Source organism: Neobacillus sp. SAB-20_R2A, assembly GCF_049568635.1.
GTDB lineage: Bacteria > Bacillota > Bacilli > Bacillales > Cytobacillaceae > Neobacillus > Neobacillus citreus.
Window position 1 is genome coordinate 2,290,777 of sequence record NZ_CP145895.1, and the last position, 22,061, is coordinate 2,312,837.

Below are 22,061 nucleotides of genomic sequence, written 5' to 3' on the forward strand. Positions count from 1 at the left end.
GATGGGAAAGTGGAATGAGCAGGCTGCACCTAATAACAATTTACATCCAAAAACAATCAGGACAAGCAACTTGGTGCAGAGTGACACGGGATATGGTTTTTCTGAGGAATTGTCTGATGGCGGCGAACGTGATGAGTATATTGAGCGTCAGCAGGATGATTTCAAAATGAAATAAAAAGACTCAATGGGGTGGCGATTTTTTTAAAATCGTCACTTTTTATGTAAAAACCCTTTACAAGGCAAAAATTGTCATGTAGTATTTCTATATACCTAATAAATCTAGGTAGGTGAAAAAATGTTTAACCGTGAACTGGTAAAGGGAAGCACATCGTTAATCTTATTACAATTATTAAACGAGCGCGACATGTATGGCTACGAGCTGGTAAAGGAATTGGAGCAGCGCAGTGAAAATGGTTTAAGTGTAAAGGAAGGGACATTATATCCCGCTCTCCATAAGCTTGAAAAGCAGGAATACATTGAATGCTATTGGCAGGAGCAGGAGAAGGGACCGGCCCGCAAGTATTATTGCATCACTGACGCTGGAAAAGAAGTGCTCGCAGAAAAAACACAAGAATGGCAGGACTTTGTAAAAGTAATGAATAAGGTTATTGGGAGATCGAAGCATGGAACAGCTGAAGAATAAGTTTCTTAATGAACTGTCCCAAGAACTCGGTACTCACAAAGATAAAGAAAATATTCTTCGCGAATACGAGACCCATATTGATGAATTCATCTTGGAATCCTTTGAAGATACGGATCATGGGAAGCTTGAGGACCTTTTATTCGCAAGGCTTGGCAGTCCGGAAGAAATAGCTGCCGCTTGGAAGGAGGAACTTTCCGTCACTCCGAGCAATATGAAATGGCTGTTCATTCTCCTCAATATTATTTTTTTTGCGGGAGGCAGTTTTCTTACGCTTATACATAATTTGTACCAATGGTCGTGGCTGACATCAATTTGGAATCATCTAACATCCATTCCCACTTTAATTGCCTTCTTGTATATGTTTTTTTGGGCGTTATTGGGGTATGAAATCGGCAAAGGCTTTGGACATGGCGGCCGAAAGCTGCTTAGAAAAACATTTCTTTTATCGCTCATACCTAACTTAATTTTAATGACGCTAACTGTTTTCGAAATCATACCACATTCATGGTTTGCTCCTTTGTTAACGAAAACATTTATTATTGCTTGTATCATTTTTACGATATTTCTGTACCCAATAAGTATGCTTGGCTATCGCTGGGGGAGGAAAGCGTCGATATAAGCAGTTTTTTTTTGCGATATTACCTAGTAATACGATGTATATAGAAAAACAATGTAAATGAGGGATGAATATGGAAAGCAAAATGGAAAAAACGGATTGGCTGTTTTTAGGTTTGTGCTTATTGCTTGGGATTTTAGCTGAAGAATCATTTTTCCGTGGGCAAATAGGGATTTCATATTTGGTGTTTCTGATGGCGTTTTATGCAGTCTTTTTTTGGCGGTACCGGCGCTTTTCGTTTACCCACCAACGATTCGGTTACCTGGTTCTATGCTGCATCTGGCTTCTGGCCGCAAGCTACTTTTTGAATGATAATAAATTTTTTAATGTATTAAACATTTTAGTGATACCTGCGCTAGTTGTTTTTCATATAGTCATTGTAACCAGTCCGAAAAGTATGCAGTGGAATAAAATCTGGTTTATACCTTATTTGTTTTTAAGACTGTTAGATGCAATCAAATATGATGCTGCAATGACTAAGCTGATTGGAAGCGGTGTAAAACGAGGTGTGGATGAAGATAAATTTATCATTTGGAAAAAGGTTTTCATCGGTATCCTGATCTCGATCCCAGTCCTATTTGTGGTTTTAAGTCTACTTATGTCGGCGGATACTCAGTTTGAACGGATTATGGGCGGTATTCCGAATTGGTTCGAGGTATTAGATGCAGAAGGGATGATAAGGTTAATCGTCATTCTCATTTTTACGGCAGCATTCTTTGGGTTTATGCAAGTCTTGATTAAAAAGCAAATTGAGGTGATCAAGCAGCCTGAGTTCCAACCGGGATTGAAAGTGGATGCGATTATCACCATAACGGTTCTTTGTTTAATAAATATCGTTTATCTATTATTTACCGTAGTTCAGTTTAAATATTTCTTCAGTGGAACCCTCCAGGGTGATTATACCTATGCCGAGTACGCTAGGAAGGGTTTTTTTGAACTGTTATTCGTCACCATCATTAATTTATCGATCATTGTGGTTGTATTGACTTTCGTGGGCCTGACATCTCATTTTATAAAAAGATTTACGCAAATCCTGCTGACACTTTTGGTGTTTTCAAGTGCTGTGACGCTATGCTCGGCTTTTATCAGGCTAAGTATGTATGAGGATGCTTATGGATTTACCTTTATAAGAGTCATGGCACACTCGTTTATGATATTTTTAGTGATTATTTTTACCTATACATTGGTGAAAGTTTGGATAGAGCGGCTGTCGTTATTTCATTTTTTCTTTATTTCATCCTTACTTTATTACACAGCCATGATGGTCATCGATCCTAATCAAATTGTCGTAACTAAGAACCTTGACCGCTATGAATTAACAGGCAAAATTGATGTTCACCACTTTGACAGCCTGTCCTATACAGGTGTTCTGGGGTTAATCGACCTTTACGAAAAAGATAAGAATATTGAAGGTTTGACACAAATTTTAGAAGTCAGGCAGAAGGAGGCCCTAACAGAGGATGGAACATGGCAGTCCTATAATTTAAAAAGAGAGCAGGCATTTTTGGAGCTGAGAAAGCTTAATTTAAAATAAACATAAATCGGCTACAATTTATCATACAAAAATGCTAAGAAACATAAGTAGTCTTATCGTGAATTGAGTAACCAGTGATATTAAAAATAAGCGGAGATTTTTCTGTTAAACAGTTGAATAGAGCTTGGTTCGGGGGAAATAAGCGAAAATTTTCCGATTAAGCAAAGAAAAATTACTCATTTTCATGTTTTTTGATTCATTAGTCGGAATTTTTTCCCCTATTTAGTCATTTTCTAGTGCTATTTTCTAATTAAGAGAAATTTCTACGCTTATTTATCAATCTCGGTGCTTGACCTGCCCTCCCAACCGATAAGAGCGGACCCTCACGGACTCAGATGAGGGTATTAGCATCATTTAACGAGTAGTATTCAGGCAACTAAAAATGGCTCAGTATAGTGTACTGAGCCATTTTATTTTTAATTGCAAAAACAGAAAGTTGCAGTACAGATTGGGCTGCATTTTCGATTGCATATTTGGGTTTTCCGACAGAAACTGGCCCGTTACTGGGAGGCCCGGTTATTGTCTTATGATTTGAATTTTCTTTTGTAAATGAAATAGGCTATTTAATCGCCATTAAACATATCAAAAAGCCCGCGGGCGATACTGCCTTCATCTTTGCTGCCGCCGCGTGCGGGTGCTGCAGCAAATACCCGGCTTGCCAGCCTGCTGAATGGCAGGGACTGTATCCATACTGAACCAGGGCCACGCAATGTTGCGAAGAATAAGCCCTCACCGCCAAACAATGCCGTTTTAACGCCTTTTACAAACTCAATATCATAATGGACATCACGGGTCATTGCCACCAAACACCCGGTGTCTACACGCAAACTTTGACCAGGAAGAAGATCCTTTTTAATGATCGTTCCGCCTGCGTGAACAAACGCCATTCCGTCGCCTTCGAGCTTCTGCATGATAAAGCCTTCGCCGCCGAAGAAGCCGACGCCAATTTTTCGCTGGAACTCTATGCCGACCTGAACACCTTTTGCCGCTGCGAGAAATGCATCCTTTTGACAGACAATCTTGCCGTCAAACTGACTTAAATCCATCGGAATGATTTTTCCAGGATAAGGGGAAGCAAAGGATACATGGCGTTTGCCTGCGCCTGCATTCGTGAAGGTTGTCATAAATAAGCTTTCACCTGTTAACACGCGTTTTCCCGCTGAAAACAACTTGCCCATCAGGCCGCCGCCGCTACCACCGGAACCGTCGCCAAAAATTGTCTCCATTTGTATATCGTCATCCATCATCATGAAACTTCCCGCTTCTGCGACAACTGTTTCCTGCGGGTCCAGCTCCACCTCCACAAACTGCATATCGTCGCCGTAAATTTTGTAATCTATTTCGTGGTTATTCATAAATGATTCCTCCACTTTTTAAAAATTAACACCCATATACATTTTAAAGGAGATAGGAAAAAAGTGCTAATTTTAATAAAAGGCAAATAAAAAAGACGCCTGAAAAATCAGGCGTCTTTGCGTATTGCGGCGAAAAAACCACACTCCACATTGTGCGCTCCTAAAAGGAATGTTTTCTCGTCTTATGCAATTCAGCTCATCGCTATGCTATTGTACCATAGACAAAGAAAGAAAACAATAAACAAAAAAAGAAAACAATTGTACATTTTTTTACAAATACTATTGATTATATTTATCTATTATTATATATTCAAATAATCAGATATACAAAAATAGGTGATAAGAAGGGTGAGTATGTTTACAGACAAAAGATTCCATCATTATTCTTTAAAGAGTGTACCAAAGGATCTGCTCTCAGGGTTGATTGTCGGGGTGATTGCGATCCCCCTTGGTATGGCCTTTGCCATTGCTTCCGGAGTGAAGCCAGAGTATGGAATCTATACGACCATTGTTGCCGGGATTCTTATCTCCTTATTCGGCGGCTCCAAGTATCAAATTGGCGGTCCAACGGGTGCTTTTATTCCGATTTTGTTTGGAATCGTTATGACGTATGGCTATGAAAACCTGCTGATTGCTGGTTTTATGGCTGGAGTAATCCTTGTCTTAATGGGGATATTTAAGCTTGGTTCGCTGATTAAATATATCCCAAGGCCTGTTACCATCGGCTTTACCGCAGGTATTGCGGTAACCATTTTTACAGGACAGATTGCCAGTTTCCTAGGTTTAGAGGGCATCAAAAAGCATGAGGAATTTATTTTAAACATTAAGGAAATTGTTGTGCACCTAGGATCTACGAATATTTTCAGTATTTTAACAGCAGCAATCTGTTTGGCAACGATTATCATAACACCGAAAATCGCGCCAAAGGTTCCGGGGCCTTTAATCGGTCTAGTCGTATCAACGGCCGCCGCTTCATTGTTTTATCCTGGTGAGGTAGCAACCATTGGAACGGCCTATGGTCAAATTCCTAGTACGCTGCCCGCACTGCATGTGCCTGAGTTAAATATGGATATCATCCTAGAATTGATAAGGCCGGCCTTTATTATAGCCATGCTTGGCGGGATTGAATCGCTACTTTCTGCGGTGGTCGCAGATGGGATGACGGGCGGTCGTCACAACAGCAATAAGGAGCTTGTCGGGCAAGGTATTGCCAATATGATTACGCCATTATTTGGCGGGATTCCGGCGACAGGTGCCATTGCCCGGACAGCAACAAATATAAAAAATGGAGCAGTTTCACCGTTATCAGGGATTTTTCATGGAATTGTGGTACTGCTTGTGTTAATCTTTTTTGCACCATATGCTTCATTTATTCCACTTGCCAGCATGGCGCCGATACTAATGGTCGTTGCTTGGAATATGAGCGAGCAAAAAGTTTTTGCTCATATTTTTAAAACAAAATCAACGGACTCTCTTGTTCTTGTCGTCACATTTGTATTAACAGTCTTTGTGAACTTGACCGTGGCGGTGGAGGTGGGATTGGTCATGTCGGCCATTCTGTTTGTCAAACGGATGAGCGACGTCATGATTACGGCCAAAGCGCTGCCTAACCAGGAAACCAATCGGGCCAAGGTGGAAACTGGGATGGTGACTGATACACACGACTGTCCGCAGATTAGCATCTTTAATATTGAAGGACCGCTGTTTTTTGGTGCAGCCCTTACATTTGAAGAAACGATCATGAATACCATCAATTATCGTCCCAAGATTCTGTTGTTGCGGATGGGCAGGGTTCCATTTATGGACACAACCGGGGAAGCGAATTTGGCCAGTATTGTACGCCACTTTTCCAAAAATGGTATAGTATTAATATCAGGATTAAATCCGCAGCCGGAAAGTGTATTGAAAAAGACGGGGTTATACGAGGTTGTTGGTGAACAACATTTCTTTGCTCATACCGGTGAAGCCATTCAATATGCTTTGAAGGAAATTAATCAAAATAAATGCCTAGGCTGTAAGCATTTTGCATTTAGAGAATGTAAGAAGCTTTCCGGTACAGAGGCAAAAGAGGGAAGCAGACAGAAATTAACGGCTACCTTCTAGTTTTACAGTAAAGGTGATGATGAATTGAATTTAGAAATGCAGCGATTTAAAGCAGAATTTTTTAAAGCTTTGTCTCATCCATTAAGAATTCGTATTTTAGAAATTCTCGCTGAGGGAGAAAAAAGTGTCAATGAAATACAGATACTTGCAGGCAGTGAAGGTTCGGCTGTTTCACAGCAGCTGCAGGTACTAAGAGCAAAAAATATCGTATCGGGCACCAAGGATGGAAACAAAGTTATCTACACGTTAAAGGATCCTATGATCATCGACCTGTTAGCAGTAGCAAGACAGATTTTCAACAATCATTTGGTCGATACCATCACCATATTGGATAAATTTAAAGAAGAGGAAGAAGTACCAGCAGTTACGCCGAAGAATTAAAATCTTCGGCTTTTTCTATTTGAATATTAAACCAGTCAGGACTTTTTCAAAGGGAAAGCCCAAATATTTTTCTTCAAAAAACGACATACGGTTCTTGTTTTCCTCCTCATCCGATAGATTAATAAGTAAATATTATTGTATGAATAATAAAAAATCATGGGATTAGCGAAAAAGATGTCAGTTTATGTCGTCTTGCCCTTTCTTGACTTTCCTACTAAATAATGATAAATTGTAAACAGCCGTTGCACGAGATTAGATTTATGTAATATGCTTGATCAAGGTTTTGACCGAAGTTTGGATGAAGTAATGAGTAAAGCTATCTGCGTTGTAATTTGGTGAATTTTACACATGGCTTTTTTCAAGCCAATAGGAGGATTTTTTTTTATGAAAAACGGTAAAGTAAAATGGTTTAACTCAGAAAAAGGTTTCGGATTCATCGAAGGAGAAGACGGAAACGATGTATTCGTACATTACTCTGCAATCCAAACTGAAGGTTTCAAAACTTTAGAAGAAGGCCAAGAAGTTTCTTTCGAAGTAGTTGAAGGAGCTCGTGGACCACAAGCTGCTAACGTAACTAAGAAGTAATTTTATTAAACTAACTATAACAGTCCGGTACTTGTGCCGGACTGTTTTTTATTGTCTCCCCACACAATGGATATTATCCCCCCATCTTCCAAAAAACATAACCCATTTCCAAGGCCAGCCTGCTATATATTTTGCTATAATAATAGTATTGTATAAACGTATTTAAAACATGGAGTGATGCAGATGAAATTTATCCATACCGCTGATTGGCATTTAGGAAAATTGGTACACGGCGTTTACATGACGGAAAATCAACGCGAGGTCCTATACCAATTCGTGGACGTAGTTGCGGAGGAGAAACCTGACGCAGTTGTCATTGCCGGTGATCTTTACGACCGTTCTGTTCCTCCTACCGATGCCGTTGAACTTCTTGACGAAATACTTTTTAAAATAAATGTTGAATTAAAAACCCCGATTGTAGCCATTGCCGGAAATCACGACAGCGCGGAGCGCCTTTCGTTTGGCAGTTCATGGTACAAGCACAGCCAATTTTATTTATCAGGCAAACTCACGAACAGCTTTGATCCAGTCCGGATTAACGGGGTAAACTTTTATCTCGTACCGTACGCAGAGCCTGGGGTCGTACGCCAGCTTTTAGAGGATGACTCCATCCACTCCCATCAAGAAGCGATGAAGAGGATGATTGGCAAAATCGAAGAAACGTTAAACCCGAATGAACCGAATGTTTTGGTTGGACATGCCTTTGTATTAGGCGGAGTTCAATCCGATTCTGAACGAATCTTATCCGTTGGCGGATCAGGATGCGTCGGTGCAGAATTGTTTGAACCGTTTTCTTATACGGCATTGGGCCACCTTCACAGCCCTGATGCAATTACCCACGAAAAGGTTAAATATTCTGGCTCTCTGTTAAAATATTCTTTTTCCGAAGCCAAACAAAGAAAGTCTATTTCCATCATTGAAATGGATGAGAAGGGAAACTTTGAACACCGTTACCGTTCTCTTACTCCATCACATGATATGCGCGAGATGGAGGGATACCTTGAACAACTGCTCGACCCGCAATATTATGAAAAAGAACGGACCCAAGACTATTTAAAAATAAACCTATTAGATGAAGGAGCGCTTATTGACCCAATTAATAAGCTGCGCCAAGTATACCCGAACGTACTTCATTTAGAGCGGAAAATTGAGATGACCGATTTAAAGAAAAAACAATCCTTCAACGCCCTTCGGAGCGAGAAAAAGTCGGAAATCGATTTGTTTGAACAATTTTACAACGAGATGACAACGTCCGAATTTACAGTGGATAAAAAAGATGCCATGTCAGAAATCATCGATAAAGTGTTGAAGGGGGCAGGCGCAAGATGAGACCGTTAAAACTAACGATTAAAGCATTTGGCCCTTATGCTGAAACGGAAGTAATTGATTTTACGGAACTGGGCAATCGGACGATGTTCGTCATATCCGGAAAAACGGGTGCTGGAAAAACGACAATTTTCGATGCGATTAGCTATGCCATTTACGGTAAGGCAAGCGGCGAGGATCGTAACGGCCCCGAACTTCGGAGTCAATTTGCCAAGGATGATTTGCTGACCGAGGTTTCTCTGGATTTTTCATTAAGGGGCAAGGTCTATTCCATTACACGCTCGCCACAGCAGTTGAAACCAAAGGAAAAAGGTGACGGCTACACTTCAATCGGTGCAAAAGCCGAATTATATATGTGGGACGCTGAAGGGGAGAAAAAGCTGTTAGCCTCCAAAATCAACGATGTCGAGGAAAAAATTAAAGAAATCATGCTGATTGATGCCAATCAATTCCGGCAGATCTTAATGATACCTCAAGGCGAATTCCGCAAGCTTTTAACATCAGACAGTAAAGATAAGGAAGTCATATTGCAGCGGCTGTTCCATACGCAGCTTTATAAAATGGTTGAGGATAAGCTGAAAGAGGAAGCGAATGAACTGAAAAAGTCCGTTGAAGACCAAGTACAGGCTAGGAACGAAGCCCTTCGTCGGATTCAAGCAGTGACCAATGATGAACTTCGGGAATATGTAGCTGCCGGAAGTGACAATGACACCATCATCATGCCGCTATTGACAGCAGAAATTGTCGGTATGGAGGAATTATTGGGGCAGTTGTCTGAAGAGTTAAAGGAAAAGGTAAAGCAGCAGGATTCGCTTAAAGGCAAGCTATATGAAGCAGAAGAGACGCTTAAACAGCTGCAAAAGAAGGAAGAACTGAAGGAAAAGAAGGCTCTTTTGGAATCTCAGGTTGATTTGTTCTTGGAAAAAGAAAGGCAGGTTCAGCGTGCCCAAAAAGCGGCCCTTTTAGCCAAACAGGAAGAGTTATGCCATCGTTTGAAGAGCGAATTGGATCGATTAAATGCTAATGTTGCTTCACTAAAAGCGGAGGTAGGAAATTTAACTAGCCTCAAGGCACAGTCAGAAATGAGCCTCCAGATTGAACTCGAAAGAGAAGCAGACCGGCAAACAGCACAAGAGGAAGTAAACCGGTTAGTTAACATGAGAGAGGATGTTTATTCATTTGCATCTTTAATGAAAGAGGTTGCTAAGGTAGAAACCTCCTTGCAAACCGCAAGAAACAACCAGATGAAAACGGAACGTAATCTTGAATTAACAGAACAACAGTTAAAACTCCTTCAGCAGCAAAAGGAGGAAATTGAAAAAGGCCAGCTGGTGTTTGTTGAAAATAAACAGCTGATTGAAAAACTGCAGTCTGAGCTTGAGCGTCTTGACAAATTTGAAAACTTGCTTGGCCGCCATCACAAGGCTAAACAGGAACTGCAAATAATTACAGGGCGATATGAAAATACGGCTGCCAGATTTCAAGATGCAAAGGCCCTTGTGGAAGAACTGGAGCAAAAATGGCTGCATGGACAGGCTTCTCTTTTAGCCGCACAATTGCACGAGGGGGAAGCTTGCCCAGTTTGCGGTTCTGAACATCACCCTGCTAAAGCCGTCCTGCACGATGGAAGTGTTCCAAGTGAAGAAGACATGAAGGCAGCGAAAGCACAAGCGGCTAAATGGGAAAAAGAAAAATCTCTTGATGAAGCAAAGCTTTACCAGTGCCAGTCTGCAGAAAATACACAAAGGGAAACAGTAGAGGAAGTCCTAAAGGAAATTTGCAGTTACCGTGCTGAGTTCTCCGAACCTGATTTACCTCTTCTGAAATCGGAGCTTATTGCTGAGAAAAATAGTCTGCAGGATACGCAACGAAAATTAGCGGAAAAAATGAATAAGCTCGATTCGGTTAAGAGGGAACTGGGGAATCAGGAATTAGTAAAACAAAAGCTGCAAAAGGCGATTCAACTATTAGGACAAGAAGTTTCGGAACTGACAGTTCAATATACTGAGAAGAAGACAATTCTGACTAGAATGATGAATACAATTCCGGAGAATCTCCGTTCTGAATCAGCATATGAAAAAGCACTCACCATTTCTAAAAACCGCTATGATGCGCTAATTAAACAGTTAGAAGAGGCACAACGGCATTTGCAATCCGTAAATGCAAAGCTTGCTGCCGAATCTGCAAGATTGCAGGACGCCGAGAAGCACTTTGATTCTAAACAGCAGGAATTAACCACTGAACGTGAGATTTTTAAGAATAAATTGGTGGAACAGGGCTTCGAAAACTATAATGTTTATCATGCGTCAAAACTTTCGGAAGCTGTGATTCGCGGCCTTGAAGCAGAGATTCGCGGGTTTAGGGAGGAATTACGTTCTGTTTCCGACCGATTGAATGAATTAACGGAAAAATTAATGAATGTGAAAACTCCAGATGTGGACGGGCTTAAAAATGAGCTTGCGATCATTGACAGTGAAATAGCGGCGTTAAACCGCAATTATACGGACCTTTTTGTGAAAAAACGGGATAACGAAGAAATCTTCAACCGTGTGGAAAAATTAAATGAAAATATGAAGGTCCTTGAGGAACGGTATAAGCTGATTGGACATCTTTACGAGATTACGAAGGGCCAGAACAGCTTCCGGATTACCTTTGAACGGTATGTGTTGGCAGCTTTCTTGGATGATATTTTACAAGAAGCTAATCACAGATTGAAGAAAATGACGTCAGGCCGTTTCCAGTTGCTGCGAAAAACAGACCGTGCTAAAGGGAATGCCCAAAGCGGCTTGGAATTGCTGGTGTTTGACCAATACACAGGCCAGGAACGCCACGTTAAAACATTATCAGGCGGAGAAAGCTTTAAGGCTTCCTTGTCGCTAGCGCTTGGGCTGGCAGACGTGGTACAAAACTATGCCGGCGGGGTTTCGCTCGAAACCATGTTTATCGATGAAGGATTCGGTACACTAGACCCTGAATCACTTGAACAGGCGATTGAAGCGTTAATGGATATCCAAAGCAGCGGGCGCTTGGTCGGAATCATTTCGCACGTTCCGGAATTAAAGGAACGAATTGATGCAAGACTTGAGGTTATCGCGGGGCAAGCCGGGAGCCGGACAGAGTTTGTGTTTACGAATTAAACAAAAGCGAGTGGGGAAACCCACTCGCTTTTTTTCGTATTTATATAAATGGAAAAAGGTTAAACTACCATTAGTTTTTAAAATGGCTGGAGGGATAACATGTCAGACTTTTGTCCAATATTGTGGCCGGAAGAGCCAACTCCGGAAGACTTAAAAAACTGCAGCGAGTGCGGCTTAGATAAGCATGGTTCACGGATGGTTTGGGGAGAGGGGAACCCGGAAGCCCCGATTATGATAATTCTTGATAACCCAGGAGCCCGCGAGGACAGGGAAGGAAATCCATTCGTATGTGGGACTAGGCAAACTCTACAAAAGGCTGCCCATCATGTTGGTTTCACCATGGACGATTTGTACGTGACCTTTATTTTAAAAAGAAAACCGGTAAGAGCCTATGACAAAGAATATGCGCGTGAAACATGCATGATTCATCTGAAGCAGCAGCTGAAGGAAAAACAGCCCAAGCTGATTCTTTGCTTTGGAAACGTAGCGGTTCAATCCTTTTTCGGCCATCCGGAAGCAGAGGTAAAATTGCTTCGTGGTGCCATTCATGAAATTAAGGGTTACCCTACTGCCGTTGGATATCATCCCTTAGCAGTCAGGCGCCGACCTAATCTTTGGTCAGTATTTTTGGAGGATTGGAAGGTTGCTGCAGAATACTACCATTTAAAAAGCGGCACTCATTAACAAGCGCCGCTTTTTAGAAGGTTAGGAAACCATATACGTAGAGTGATTAATAAATATGAATGATCCCGCTCGAAACATCAAGATCAACAGTATGCTTTCCAGACCCATGTGTACCATTGATACTGTCTTTATCCTGGACTTTTTCTTTCAATGACAAGTCGCATTTAATCAAGCCGCTGCTAAACCCGCCATCTAATTTAAAATCAGCATCATCCGGCAGGTCAAGATTAACTAAACCTGAGCTGACATCCATTTTGACGGAATCTGTTAATTCATCAACTTGAACCGCCAGCTTCCCCGAGCTGACATCGGCTGCTAATGCACCAGAATAATGCCTAATGTCGAGAACTCCAGAACTGAGATCAAATATACCTTTATCAGCTTTAACAGAATTGATGTCTGCCTTTCCTGATGATACGCCCTGATTAAGCTCTTTCACATCGAGATTGTTAAGCTTTATATATCCAGATCCGATATCAACAGTTAATTTTTGTAATCGCATTGGTTTAGTTTTGGATTCCCCGGAAAAAGATAAATATCCGGATCCAAGATCAATGGTCATATCTCTTTCGTAATCTTGAGGAATGTAGATTATTAGGTTGCTTTTGTTATTACCCCAATTGAACCATGTAAACCATTTGCTCTTTAGTGAAACCTCTACCGCATCCCCATTTTCTTTAACAGTCAGCTTTTGTTTGCCTTCATAAACCGCCTTTAAATCTTTCCGGTCTTCAGGAATGATGGTTGTCTTGACACTGCCAACATCTACCTTGATCATCTTCGTATCATTGGTAATGGCAACTTGCCCATCATTTTTACCTGAACCAAATACATCGAATGTGTAGGATTGGTTAAAAACAATATATAAGCCGGTTATAACCAATAGTAGTATTAAAATTCTTTTCATTAAATTCATCCCCTTTTTCTTCATACATCTTCTATATATAGCATAAGAAATCCTTTGATTTTCCACGATGTACCAGGGGTTTATTTTCAACTAAGACTTGAGGTGTATTTATAATTGGTAAAGGAGCAGTCCCAATTTACATTGAATAACTTCAGGAAATTTACAATTATGAAAATTTGAAGGAAAATATAATTAGATTGCGGTGGCTAAGTTTGGAAGGTTAAATTGTATAAGCAATTGATTTTTAAACTATATATAAATAAACAAATGTATGGATTAAAGAAGTGGCCGCTTAAAGCAAGAGTTCCCATTAATGATTGAAAGGTGAGGATTAACATTACGAAGATTTGCATCGTACGACACGGGGAAACTGAATGGAACGCTATAGGAAGACTACAAGGAAGATCGGATATCCCCTTAAACGAGAAAGGGATCAAGCAGGCCGAGGAAAGTGGAGAATACCTAAAAAATTCACAATGGGATGTTATTATAACGAGTCCATTACAACGAGCAAAAAAGACAGCGGAAATTATCAATACTTATATAAATGTTCCATTAGTTGTGATGGATGATTTTAAGGAAAAGTCCTTTGGTGACGCAGAAGGAATGACAATTGAAGAAATTAGGACTGCTTTCCCTGACAGAAATTATACGAATCAAGAAAGTGCAGATGCCCTGATTAAACGTCTTATGGGAGGACTGGAAAAAATTAAATACAACTACGAGGATAAAAACGTTCTGCTCGTCGCCCATGGCGCCGTTATTAATGCCATTCTAGCCCATTTGTCAGATGGGGAATTAGGCTACGGAAAGTCGAGGATTGATAACGCTTGTCTTAATGATATTCATTTTGAGGAAAATGGCTGGATCATTAAAGCTTATAATCGGGTTGAACATCTTTCTCTTGATGAATAGGTGGTCGCCAGATTATGGTGAAATAAAAAATTACTAAAAGGAATTAACTTTATGATACAAAAAATAAATATGAAAAATTTAAGTACAGCGAAGGACCTATATAACCTTCAAAGGGCCGCTTATCTAGTAGAAGCAAAATTCATAGGTTTTGATGATATCCCGCCTCTTAGGGAGAGCTTTGAAGATTTTCTGAATTGTAATGAAACCTTTATTGGATTTTTTGAAGGGGAAGAACTTACTGGAGCAGTTTCTTATGAAATCGAAGGGAATGAACTGACGATTTGCCGAATGGTAGTCGACCCTAAACACTTCAGAAAGGGAATTGCGGGGAAGCTATTAAATGCTGTTGAAGAAATCGACCGGAACATCCAGGTATATAAAGTTTCCACTGGAAAGGACAATCAACCTGCCAAAAATTTATATCAAAAAAATGGCTTCATATTGGTGGAGGACATGGAGGTAGCACCAGGTTTTTTCATTAGTCATTTTGAAAAAAGAAAATGAATTCAAGAAGGGGTGTCTCGAAGGCACCCTATTATTAAACCGTTACAAACTCTTGTATGGTACATCTTCTTTCATCAGTTGTTTCGTTGAATCTACCTCCGGTGAATTTAGAAATGGTACTCCTCCAAAAGGCCTTGGCCGGTTCGTTCTTCTCGATTTGAGTGACTCGCCACTTCCCCGGGAAAAGAGTGAAAATTTCATTTGCAGCTATTTTTCCAAAGCCGTTCCCGGAATATTTGCGAATGATAAAGAATTCTAGAATTGTATTTGGTTCCGATTCTGTGGCACTTTCTACTAAAACAAACCCTATGAATTCCTCATCTTTTTTTATAAAAAATGGATGGTGGATAGGACTGCTCCAATATGGTGTTAAATCGAATGGCTTATATGCGCCATTTTCCTCCAAAGAAATAGCGGGGATAAATTGGCTAAATTCGTAAATATAAAATTGCATGAGATTATGCAGAATTTGTTCTTCTTTCTTTAAAACCTTCACTAGTTTAATCATTTTTGTTCCTCCTAGTCTTAATACATATAGGATTTGACATGACGGGTCGATATCCTTTTAAAATGAATTAAATAATAGTAATTCTTGAAGGGGTGATAGGATTGACTGTGCAAAAGGTGGGAATCGATGCAGGCGGTTCTCTATTAAAAATTGCTTTTCAAGAACGTGGTGTAATGCATTATAAAAAATATCCAATTAGTGAATTAGAGTCCGCTATTTCCTGGTTAAAAGCGGCTGCCCCGAATATAATGGCTGCTTTAACAGGTGGAAAGGCTCATATTTTGCAGGAAAGGTTTTTCCCAAGCGGTACGATTATTCCTGAATTTCAGGCAACCTGTGAGGGGGTCAGGCTATTTTTACTTGAAGAGGGAAGGAAAACGCCGGATCCATATATCATTGTCAACGTAGGGACAGGAACTTCCTGGCATTTGGTGGATGGGGAAAAGTATGAGCGCATTTTAGGGAGCGGCATGGGCGGGGGCACCTTCATGGGACTTGGTATGCTTCTAACGAATGAATCCGATTTTTATCGGCTGTCTGAATTGGCCGTAACGGGACAAAAGGAAAACCTTGACTTACGGGTGAAGGATATTTATGAGTCCGATGCGCCTCCGATAAATGGTGACCTGACTGCGGCAAATTTTGCGAAAGGTTTGAGCGTGAAGCATTCTCCATCCGACAGGATGGCCGCTGTAACCAATATGGTTGCGGAAACCATTATGTTACTAACGCTGCAAGCGGCAGCCATCCATAAGGTGAAAGAGATTGTTTTTATCGGAAGTTCATTGATAGGAAATCCGTCTTTGACAAAGACTCTTGAGACCTATATGAAGATGCTTGGCTTACAGTCAACGTTTTTAAAAAATGGGGAGTACTGTGGTGCGGTTGGTGCATTACTATCAATTTAAGACATATAAATCCTTGTCTAAAAAAGTTCGCTTGAACAATCAACCTATTAAGGCTACAGTAGAGAAGAAGACCGTTAAAGAAGGTGGCAAGCTTGGAAAAGAGATATTTTACGATTGGAATGGCGGGGCATATTGACCATGGGAAAACATCCTTAACGAAGGCCCTTACCAATGTTGATACAGACCGATTAAAAGAAGAGAAAGAGCGGCAAATCTCGATTGAACTCGGATTTGCTCCATTATATGAAGATGAGGAAATCCAGATTTCCGTTATCGATGTCCCCGGGCACGAACGCTTCATTCGCCAAATGATTGCCGGAGTTGCCGGAATTGATCTGGTGGTACTGGTTGTGGCAGCCGATGAAGGTGTCATGCCGCAAACGAAAGAACATCTCGAGATCTTAAAATTTCTCGGTGTCAAAAACGGGATCATCGCCATAACAAAAATTGACCGTGTCGACGAAGAATTCATTGAACTTGTACAGGATGATATTTTAGCAGAACTGCAAGGCACTGTATTTGAGGATGCACCATTTGTTTTAATTGACAGTTTATCTAAAAAAGGAATTGAAGAAATAAAACAGCTAATCATTAAAAAGCTCAAGGCACAAGAGATGCGCGATGCCAAAGGAGCGTTCCGCCTGCCGATTGACCAGGTGTTTACTGTGAAAGGGCAGGGGACAGTTGTCCGCGGCACGGTTTATGAAGGCACGGTGGAAGAGGGGCAGGCTTTAAAAATCATGCCTAAAGGGCTGGAGGTCCGGGCCCGGCAGATTCAAGTTCATCACAAACCTTCCCAGAAAGCCTTTGCCGGACAACGTGCAGCAATTAACCTGTCAGGAGTCTCAAAAGAGGATTTGGAACGCGGTGAAGTTCTTGTTTCCTCGGAGCATTTTATTGTAACCAGAATAATAGATGTCGCCATTCGTGTTGTGGAGGAATTGGAGCATTTAATCAAGCAGCGGATGCCGATTAAACTGCATATTGGGACAGCCGAAGTAATGGGACGGATTGTCTTTTTTGACCGAAATGAAATTAAAGAAGAGAACGGTGAAATCCTTTGCCAGTTGAGACTTGAGGAAGAAATCCTGACCAAACGCGGTGATCGTTTCATCTTAAGACGGCCAAGCCCAACAGAAACGATTGGAGGCGGCTGGGTTATTGATCCTAGGGGAAATAAATATCGTTTCGGAGAACAAACGATTGGGGAACTGGAGAAGAAAAAAGTTGGCACGCCTAAAGAACGGATAACAGCCGCTCTGTTGGAAGCGAAAAGCCTCTCATTACCGGAATTAATCAAACGGACCGCCTTGGACGAAGAAACCTTATCCGAGCATCTCGAGGATGATGAATTTGTTCTTTTTAATGGAAAGGAATATACATTGCAACAGTTAATCCATTCTATAGAGGAAGATATTTATGACAAACTGCAGGATTATCATCATATAAATCCAATGAAGCAAGGTGTCAATAAAGCTGAAATTCTGCAATCGATGCAAAAGAAATTCTCGAAATCTCTTCTTGATTATGTAGTAGAAAATGCGATTTCTAAAAAGGTATTTAACCGGAGGGAACAGTTTGTCTCGCTGGCTAAGTTTTCACCGCATGTTCCAAAAAACTGGGCAAAACGGACGGAAAATCTGCTTGCTGAATTGAAAAAGGATGAGTTAAAAGTTCGCTATTTAAAAGACTATTTATCGGATGCAGGCATTCCGGATTCTCTGGAAGGGGATTTACGAAGATTCCTAGAGGACCAAGAGTTGATTGTGTTGCTCGATGATCAGTTTGCTTATCATGGAGATGTTTTTAAAGAAGCCGTTCATAAACTTCAAACCGCTACGGGGCCCGAATTTGAAGTGGGTGAAGCGAAAGAGGTCCTTGACCTTTCACGCAAGTACATGATTCCCTTCATGGAAAAGCTAGATGCAAAAGGTTTTACAAAACGAGTCGAGAATAAGCGAGTTTGGAAAAATAAATAGAGAAAAGCCTCTGCCAAGTGCAGAGGCTTTTTTTCACTCTTACGATAAAAACTCAGCTGGGTTTAACCCGAGTTCGTGGCAGATATCAACGACCATCTGCTTTTCATTATGGTCAAAGTTCCCATCAGCATAGCCGATGGCAATGCAATAGCGGGCGACCAGGCGGGCAATTTCCGGTTTTGTGCGAATTTTCCCAAGCGCCCGTAATGCTTCGGCACGGCCAAGCATTCGGTCATTTTCAATCCTGGAAACGAAAAAGTTGAATCTTTGAATGACTTTGGTGGTATCAAATACCCTCAATTCTTCACTTTGATTAACAAAATCGACCATCTTTTGCCGTTCAGAAGCATCTAAATAACCATCTGCCATGGCTACCAATGCACAAGCGGCAACGACGGCATCTAATACATCCTGACTCTTGTAGCGATTAAATAATTCCTGGGCTCGTCTTTTTTGCGTGTTTGCCCATTCCGCGTAGTCTGTTTGCGAAGGGGACCAATTACTACCACAGCTATTGCAGGTGAATTTTAATTGGTTATGTCCAATAAACCCGCCTAGCAAACCGACAGGACCAAGAATTAAGCCACCAATTGCCGCTTTGCCCAAACCAAACCCTTTTTTGCCGGTACGTACATTTGAAGAATGACAACGTGGGCAAACGATATCATCGCCGCCATATGTAGACCGCGGGTTCGTTGAAGAAGGGAATGTTTGAGACGGAAAGCCAAAAGCAGGTTGTCGCTGGGCAGAATCCGGCTGAAGATGGATCGGCTGCTGGGATGTATTTTGGCTTTGCGGGTATGGATCATATTGATTTTGACTTTGGCGGTACGGATCATAATTATTATAATTTTGGCTCCCGTTCTGCGGGGAAAAGGACTGCGTTTGATAGGAATTATTGCTCTGACTTTGATAAGGATTTCCCGTGAACTGATTGGCTGAGCCTGGTTGAACTGAATTCCCGGACTGGCGGTCAGACTGTTGAACCGGAGCAGAATAGGATGAATTGACAGGGGCATCATCAACAGTTACCCCAAAATTTCCACAAAGGGCCGCTAATCCGCCTTGAAATCCGCTGCCAATGGCATTAAATTTCCATTCTCCGTTATGACGATATATTTCCGCTGCGACAATCGCAGTTTCAACTGTAAAATCCCTACCTAGATTAAATCTCAATAATTCTTCATTGTTTTCCTCATTAAATATTCGAACATAGGAATCCGAAACTTGCCCGAAATTTTGTCGTTTCGCCTGGGCATCATGAATTGTAATGGTAAAGGCGATACGGTGGATGTGAGCCGGTACCCGGTTTAATTCAATTCGTATTTGTTCATCGTCCTTAACGCCGGAGCCAATCCGATTATCGCCGCTATAAATAATGGCTCCATTCCCTCCGGATGGATTATTGTAAAAAACAAAATCCTGATCGCCTTGTACTTTTCCTGATGGACCTAATAAAAAAGCGGATGCATCCAAATCAAAATTCGATCCGTTTTGATTGATATTCCAGCCCAATCCCACAACAACTTTCTGAAGGCCTGGGTGAGATTTGGTTAAATCCACTTTTTGACCTTTGCTTAATGTAACACCCACATTTTTCACTCCTTATTTTTTCAAACAATTAACCCATATAAATCTATTTAAGAATAGGGAGAAACATATTGAATACATATAACAGTTTCTACGAAATAGTCCTTAAAAAGTTTCATTAAATCAAATAAAAAGGACTAACCCGAATTAAATCCGAGTTTGTCCTTTTAGATGCAAGGTAAAATATCAACCTGTCTTTTCACTTTCAAGTGGATTGTATTCCTTTTCCCAGAAGTCTGCGTCTTGAATTCCGAGTTTGACAGGGTCAAAAACAGGGTCTTTACCAGCCTTCAACTGTGACTCATAGTCTCGTAGAACCTTTAGAGCAGGTTTGGTTAACAGAAGAATGGCAATAATATTCAGCCAGGCCATGCTTCCTACACCTACATCACCTAATCCCCAAGCAAGAGAAGCCGTTTTGACGCTTCCGTAGAACACCATTCCACAGATGACAACTTTAAGAACGTATTCAGTCCAAATCCGCCTTTTTTGGCCATTAATATAGGATAGGTTCGTTTCTGCCATATAGTAATAAGCCATGATTGTAGTAAAGGCAAAGAAGAATAAAGAAACTGCAACAAATGGTGCCCCAAAACCATGGAATACCGATTCAACAGCTGCTTGCGTATAACCAGGTCCAGGCTGCATATCGCCAAGGTTGTTGACAATCACAGGTTTACCTTCAGGGGCAACATTGTACATGCCGGTAATTAAGATCATAAATGCCGTGGCAGAACATACCAATAAAGTGTCTACATAAACAGAGAATGCTTGCACAATTCCTTGCTTTGCTGGGTGTGATACCTCAGCTGCAGCAGCGGCGTGCGGTCCAGTACCTTGACCAGCCTCATTTGAATATACACCACGTTTAACACCCCATGTAATAGCGGAACCGAGGATACCACCAAATGCTGCATCGGCGCCGAATGCACTGGAGAAGATGAGCTTTAGAACACCAGGTATTTCAGAAATATTCATAAATGTGATAATCAGTGCGACTACAATATAACCTAATGCCATGAAAGGTACTACAAACTCTGCAACGCGTGCGATCCGCTTTACTCCTCCAAAAATAATAACAGCAAGGAGTGTTACGATGATAATACCAGTAATTGCTGGGTTGATTCCGAAAGCGTTTTCAACACTTAAGGCAATACTATTTGCCTGAACACCAGGCAGTAGAACGCCTGTAGCGACGACTGTTACAATGGCGAATAGTACAGCATACCATTTTATACCTAATCCTTTTTCTATATAGTATGCAGGACCGCCGCGGAATTGGCCATCTTTTTTAACTTTATAAACCTGACCTAAAGCGGATTCAACAAAAGCTGACCCAGCTCCTAAGAACGCCATCATCCACATCCAGAACACGGCACCAGGACCGCCAAAGGCAATCGCTGTCGCTACACCGGCAATGTTACCAGTTCCAACTCTTCCGGATAGAGCGAGAGATAATGCTTGGAACGATGAAATCCCCGCTTCTGATTTTTGACCTTTAAACATTAATTTGAAAATGTCTTTCATGTGTCTGACTTGTAGGAATCTAGTAATAATAGAATAAAACAATCCTACTCCCAGACATAAAAAGATTAATGCTTGACTCCAGATAATATCATTAAGCCAATTTACTAAATTCTCCATAAATCTCCCCCTTTATCTTTTGCCTTTTCTATTATATAACAGGGTTTCTATAAAATAAAGAATATTTTATATTTTTGAAATATTTATTATACACTTGTTTAACCACTTTGTGAAAACGCCATCATAATTAAGATATTATTAACTATTTTTAAATAAGAAGAGGAATTTGCTGAGGAATAAAATTTATATTTACTGGGATTATAAAATCTGAAGGAGAGTTTTTATGATTGCCATTATCTATTCGATTCTTTGGGTAATTGCTGCCTTTAAACTGGCAGATAGGGAATGGAAACAATATTATCCCACTATTTTATTTTCCTCACTGGGGAATGCATTATACGAAATTATTTGCTATAAATACCAGCTTTGGCAGATGGAACCGAATGGATTGCCGGCAGCCATCATTCCGATGATGCTACTTATATTAATAGGAATGCCCTTGTCTACTTGGATTTTTTTATCAAAATATCCCTTTGGTAAAAGATTTTCGATTCAAGCAATGTATATCGGTTTTTATGTAGTGATGTTCCTCGTGCTCGAATATGTGTCAATAAAAATAGGAGCGATCACTTATCATCATAATTGGAATTTATTTTGGTCAGGCATATTTGTTATTGTCATGTTCCTAGTACTAAGAATTCATTACTCCAAACCACTGCTGGCATTATTTATTTCTGTAATCTTCAGCTTCTTCTTAATTTTTGTTTTTGATGTCAGCCTTGTTAAAATGAAATAATAATGA

At 40.7% G+C, this 22,061-nt stretch carries 20 protein-coding genes; 15 read left to right on the forward strand and 5 right to left on the reverse strand.

Translation table 11 applies throughout. The features are described 5' to 3' along the window. Window position 1: 1 nt before the first annotated feature. The 4 genes from V5M37_RS11250 to V5M37_RS11265 all read left to right on the forward strand — a co-directional run bounded on the left by V5M37_RS11250 (window position 2) and on the right by V5M37_RS11265 (window position 2,793). Window positions 2-175 carry a hypothetical protein gene (locus V5M37_RS11250; protein WP_378581396.1) on the forward strand — a complete coding sequence of 58 codons (174 nt, stop codon included), beginning with the start codon at window positions 2-4 and terminating at the stop codon, window positions 173-175. Window positions 176-295: 120 nt separating this feature from the next. Beyond that, window positions 296-643 carry a PadR family transcriptional regulator gene (locus tag V5M37_RS11255; protein ID WP_213140481.1) on the forward strand — a complete coding sequence of 116 codons (348 nt, stop codon included), beginning with the start codon at window positions 296-298 and terminating at the stop codon, window positions 641-643. After that, window positions 624-1,262 carry an HAAS signaling domain-containing protein gene (locus V5M37_RS11260; RefSeq protein WP_423801996.1) on the forward strand — a complete coding sequence of 213 codons (639 nt, stop codon included), beginning with the start codon at window positions 624-626 and terminating at the stop codon, window positions 1,260-1,262. Before V5M37_RS11255 ends, V5M37_RS11260 begins: the two co-directional genes overlap by 20 nt. Before the next feature lie 70 nt (window positions 1,263-1,332). Next, complete coding sequence (locus V5M37_RS11265; protein ID WP_423801997.1) at window positions 1,333-2,793, forward strand: DUF4153 domain-containing protein; 1,461 nt, start codon at window positions 1,333-1,335, stop codon at window positions 2,791-2,793. 563 nt (window positions 2,794-3,356) lie between these two features. Here the strand turns inward: V5M37_RS11265 and V5M37_RS11270 are convergent. Then, window positions 3,357-4,148, reverse strand: a complete 792-nt coding sequence (locus tag V5M37_RS11270; RefSeq protein WP_423801998.1) for a TIGR00266 family protein — start codon at window positions 4,146-4,148, stop codon at window positions 3,357-3,359. Window positions 4,149-4,502: 354 nt separating this feature from the next. On the opposite strand from V5M37_RS11270, the gene V5M37_RS11275 reads away from it, so the two are divergent. The 6 genes from V5M37_RS11275 to V5M37_RS11300 all read left to right on the forward strand — a co-directional run bounded on the left by V5M37_RS11275 (window position 4,503) and on the right by V5M37_RS11300 (window position 12,364). Then, window positions 4,503-6,251: a SulP family inorganic anion transporter gene (locus tag V5M37_RS11275; protein ID WP_423801999.1), complete on the forward strand. Its 1,749-nt coding sequence runs from the start codon at window positions 4,503-4,505 to the stop codon at window positions 6,249-6,251. Window positions 6,252-6,275: 24 nt separating this feature from the next. Continuing rightward, window positions 6,276-6,632, forward strand: coding sequence for an ArsR/SmtB family transcription factor (locus tag V5M37_RS11280; protein WP_423802000.1), 357 nt, complete (start codon window positions 6,276-6,278; stop codon window positions 6,630-6,632). Between the two features lie 384 nt (window positions 6,633-7,016). Then, a complete protein-coding gene (locus tag V5M37_RS11285; protein ID WP_042463935.1) occupies window positions 7,017-7,217 on the forward strand; it encodes a cold-shock protein in 201 nt (66 codons plus the stop codon). Window positions 7,218-7,400: 183 nt separating this feature from the next. After that, window positions 7,401-8,546 (forward strand): exonuclease SbcCD subunit D, encoded by a 1,146-nt coding sequence (locus tag V5M37_RS11290; protein WP_423802001.1) that lies wholly within the window; start codon window positions 7,401-7,403, stop codon window positions 8,544-8,546. Further along, complete coding sequence (locus V5M37_RS11295; RefSeq protein ID WP_423802002.1) at window positions 8,543-11,680, forward strand: AAA family ATPase; 3,138 nt, start codon at window positions 8,543-8,545, stop codon at window positions 11,678-11,680. Before V5M37_RS11290 ends, V5M37_RS11295 begins: the two co-directional genes overlap by 4 nt. A gap of 99 nt (window positions 11,681-11,779) precedes the next feature. After that, entirely contained in the window at window positions 11,780-12,364 is a 585-nt protein-coding gene (locus tag V5M37_RS11300; protein ID WP_423802003.1) for a uracil-DNA glycosylase, read from the forward strand. Between the two features lie 46 nt (window positions 12,365-12,410). Here V5M37_RS11300 and liaG read toward each other — a convergent pair whose 3' ends face one another. Next, complete coding sequence (gene liaG / locus V5M37_RS11305) at window positions 12,411-13,271, reverse strand: LiaG family protein (protein WP_423802004.1); 861 nt, start codon at window positions 13,269-13,271, stop codon at window positions 12,411-12,413. A gap of 336 nt (window positions 13,272-13,607) precedes the next feature. Here liaG and V5M37_RS11310 point away from each other — a divergent pair, with 336 nt between their 5' ends. Together V5M37_RS11310 and V5M37_RS11315 are read left to right on the forward strand one after the other, a co-directional pair. Beyond that, window positions 13,608-14,186: a histidine phosphatase family protein gene (locus V5M37_RS11310; RefSeq protein ID WP_423802609.1), complete on the forward strand. Its 579-nt coding sequence runs from the start codon at window positions 13,608-13,610 to the stop codon at window positions 14,184-14,186. A 51-nt stretch (window positions 14,187-14,237) separates the two neighbouring features. Continuing rightward, on the forward strand, window positions 14,238-14,690 hold the full coding sequence (locus tag V5M37_RS11315; protein WP_423802005.1) for a GNAT family N-acetyltransferase: 453 nt from the start codon (window positions 14,238-14,240) through the stop codon (window positions 14,688-14,690). A gap of 34 nt (window positions 14,691-14,724) precedes the next feature. Here the strand turns inward: V5M37_RS11315 and V5M37_RS11320 are convergent, their stop codons facing one another. Further along, entirely contained in the window at window positions 14,725-15,198 is a 474-nt protein-coding gene (locus V5M37_RS11320; RefSeq protein ID WP_423802006.1) for a GNAT family N-acetyltransferase, read from the reverse strand. A 107-nt stretch (window positions 15,199-15,305) separates the two neighbouring features. On the opposite strand from V5M37_RS11320, the gene coaW reads away from it, so the two are divergent. Beyond that, a complete protein-coding gene (gene coaW / locus V5M37_RS11325; protein ID WP_423802610.1) occupies window positions 15,306-16,106 on the forward strand; it encodes a type II pantothenate kinase in 801 nt (266 codons plus the stop codon). Between the two features lie 92 nt (window positions 16,107-16,198). Beyond that, on the forward strand, window positions 16,199-18,085 hold the full coding sequence (selB, locus tag V5M37_RS11330) for a selenocysteine-specific translation elongation factor (RefSeq protein WP_423802007.1): 1,887 nt from the start codon (window positions 16,199-16,201) through the stop codon (window positions 18,083-18,085). 39 nt (window positions 18,086-18,124) lie between these two features. Here the strand turns inward: selB and V5M37_RS11335 are convergent, their stop codons facing one another. Together V5M37_RS11335 and V5M37_RS11340 are read right to left on the reverse strand one after the other, a co-directional pair. Further along, entirely contained in the window at window positions 18,125-19,678 is a 1,554-nt protein-coding gene (locus V5M37_RS11335; RefSeq protein ID WP_423802008.1) for a TerD family protein, read from the reverse strand. Window positions 19,679-19,861: 183 nt separating this feature from the next. Beyond that, window positions 19,862-21,319: an alanine/glycine:cation symporter family protein gene (locus V5M37_RS11340; RefSeq protein ID WP_423802009.1), complete on the reverse strand. Its 1,458-nt coding sequence runs from the start codon at window positions 21,317-21,319 to the stop codon at window positions 19,862-19,864. Between the two features lie 223 nt (window positions 21,320-21,542). Here V5M37_RS11340 and V5M37_RS11345 point away from each other — a divergent pair, with 223 nt between their 5' ends. Continuing rightward, window positions 21,543-22,055 (forward strand): CBO0543 family protein, encoded by a 513-nt coding sequence (locus V5M37_RS11345; RefSeq protein WP_423802010.1) that lies wholly within the window; start codon window positions 21,543-21,545, stop codon window positions 22,053-22,055. Window positions 22,056-22,061 lie beyond the last annotated feature (6 nt).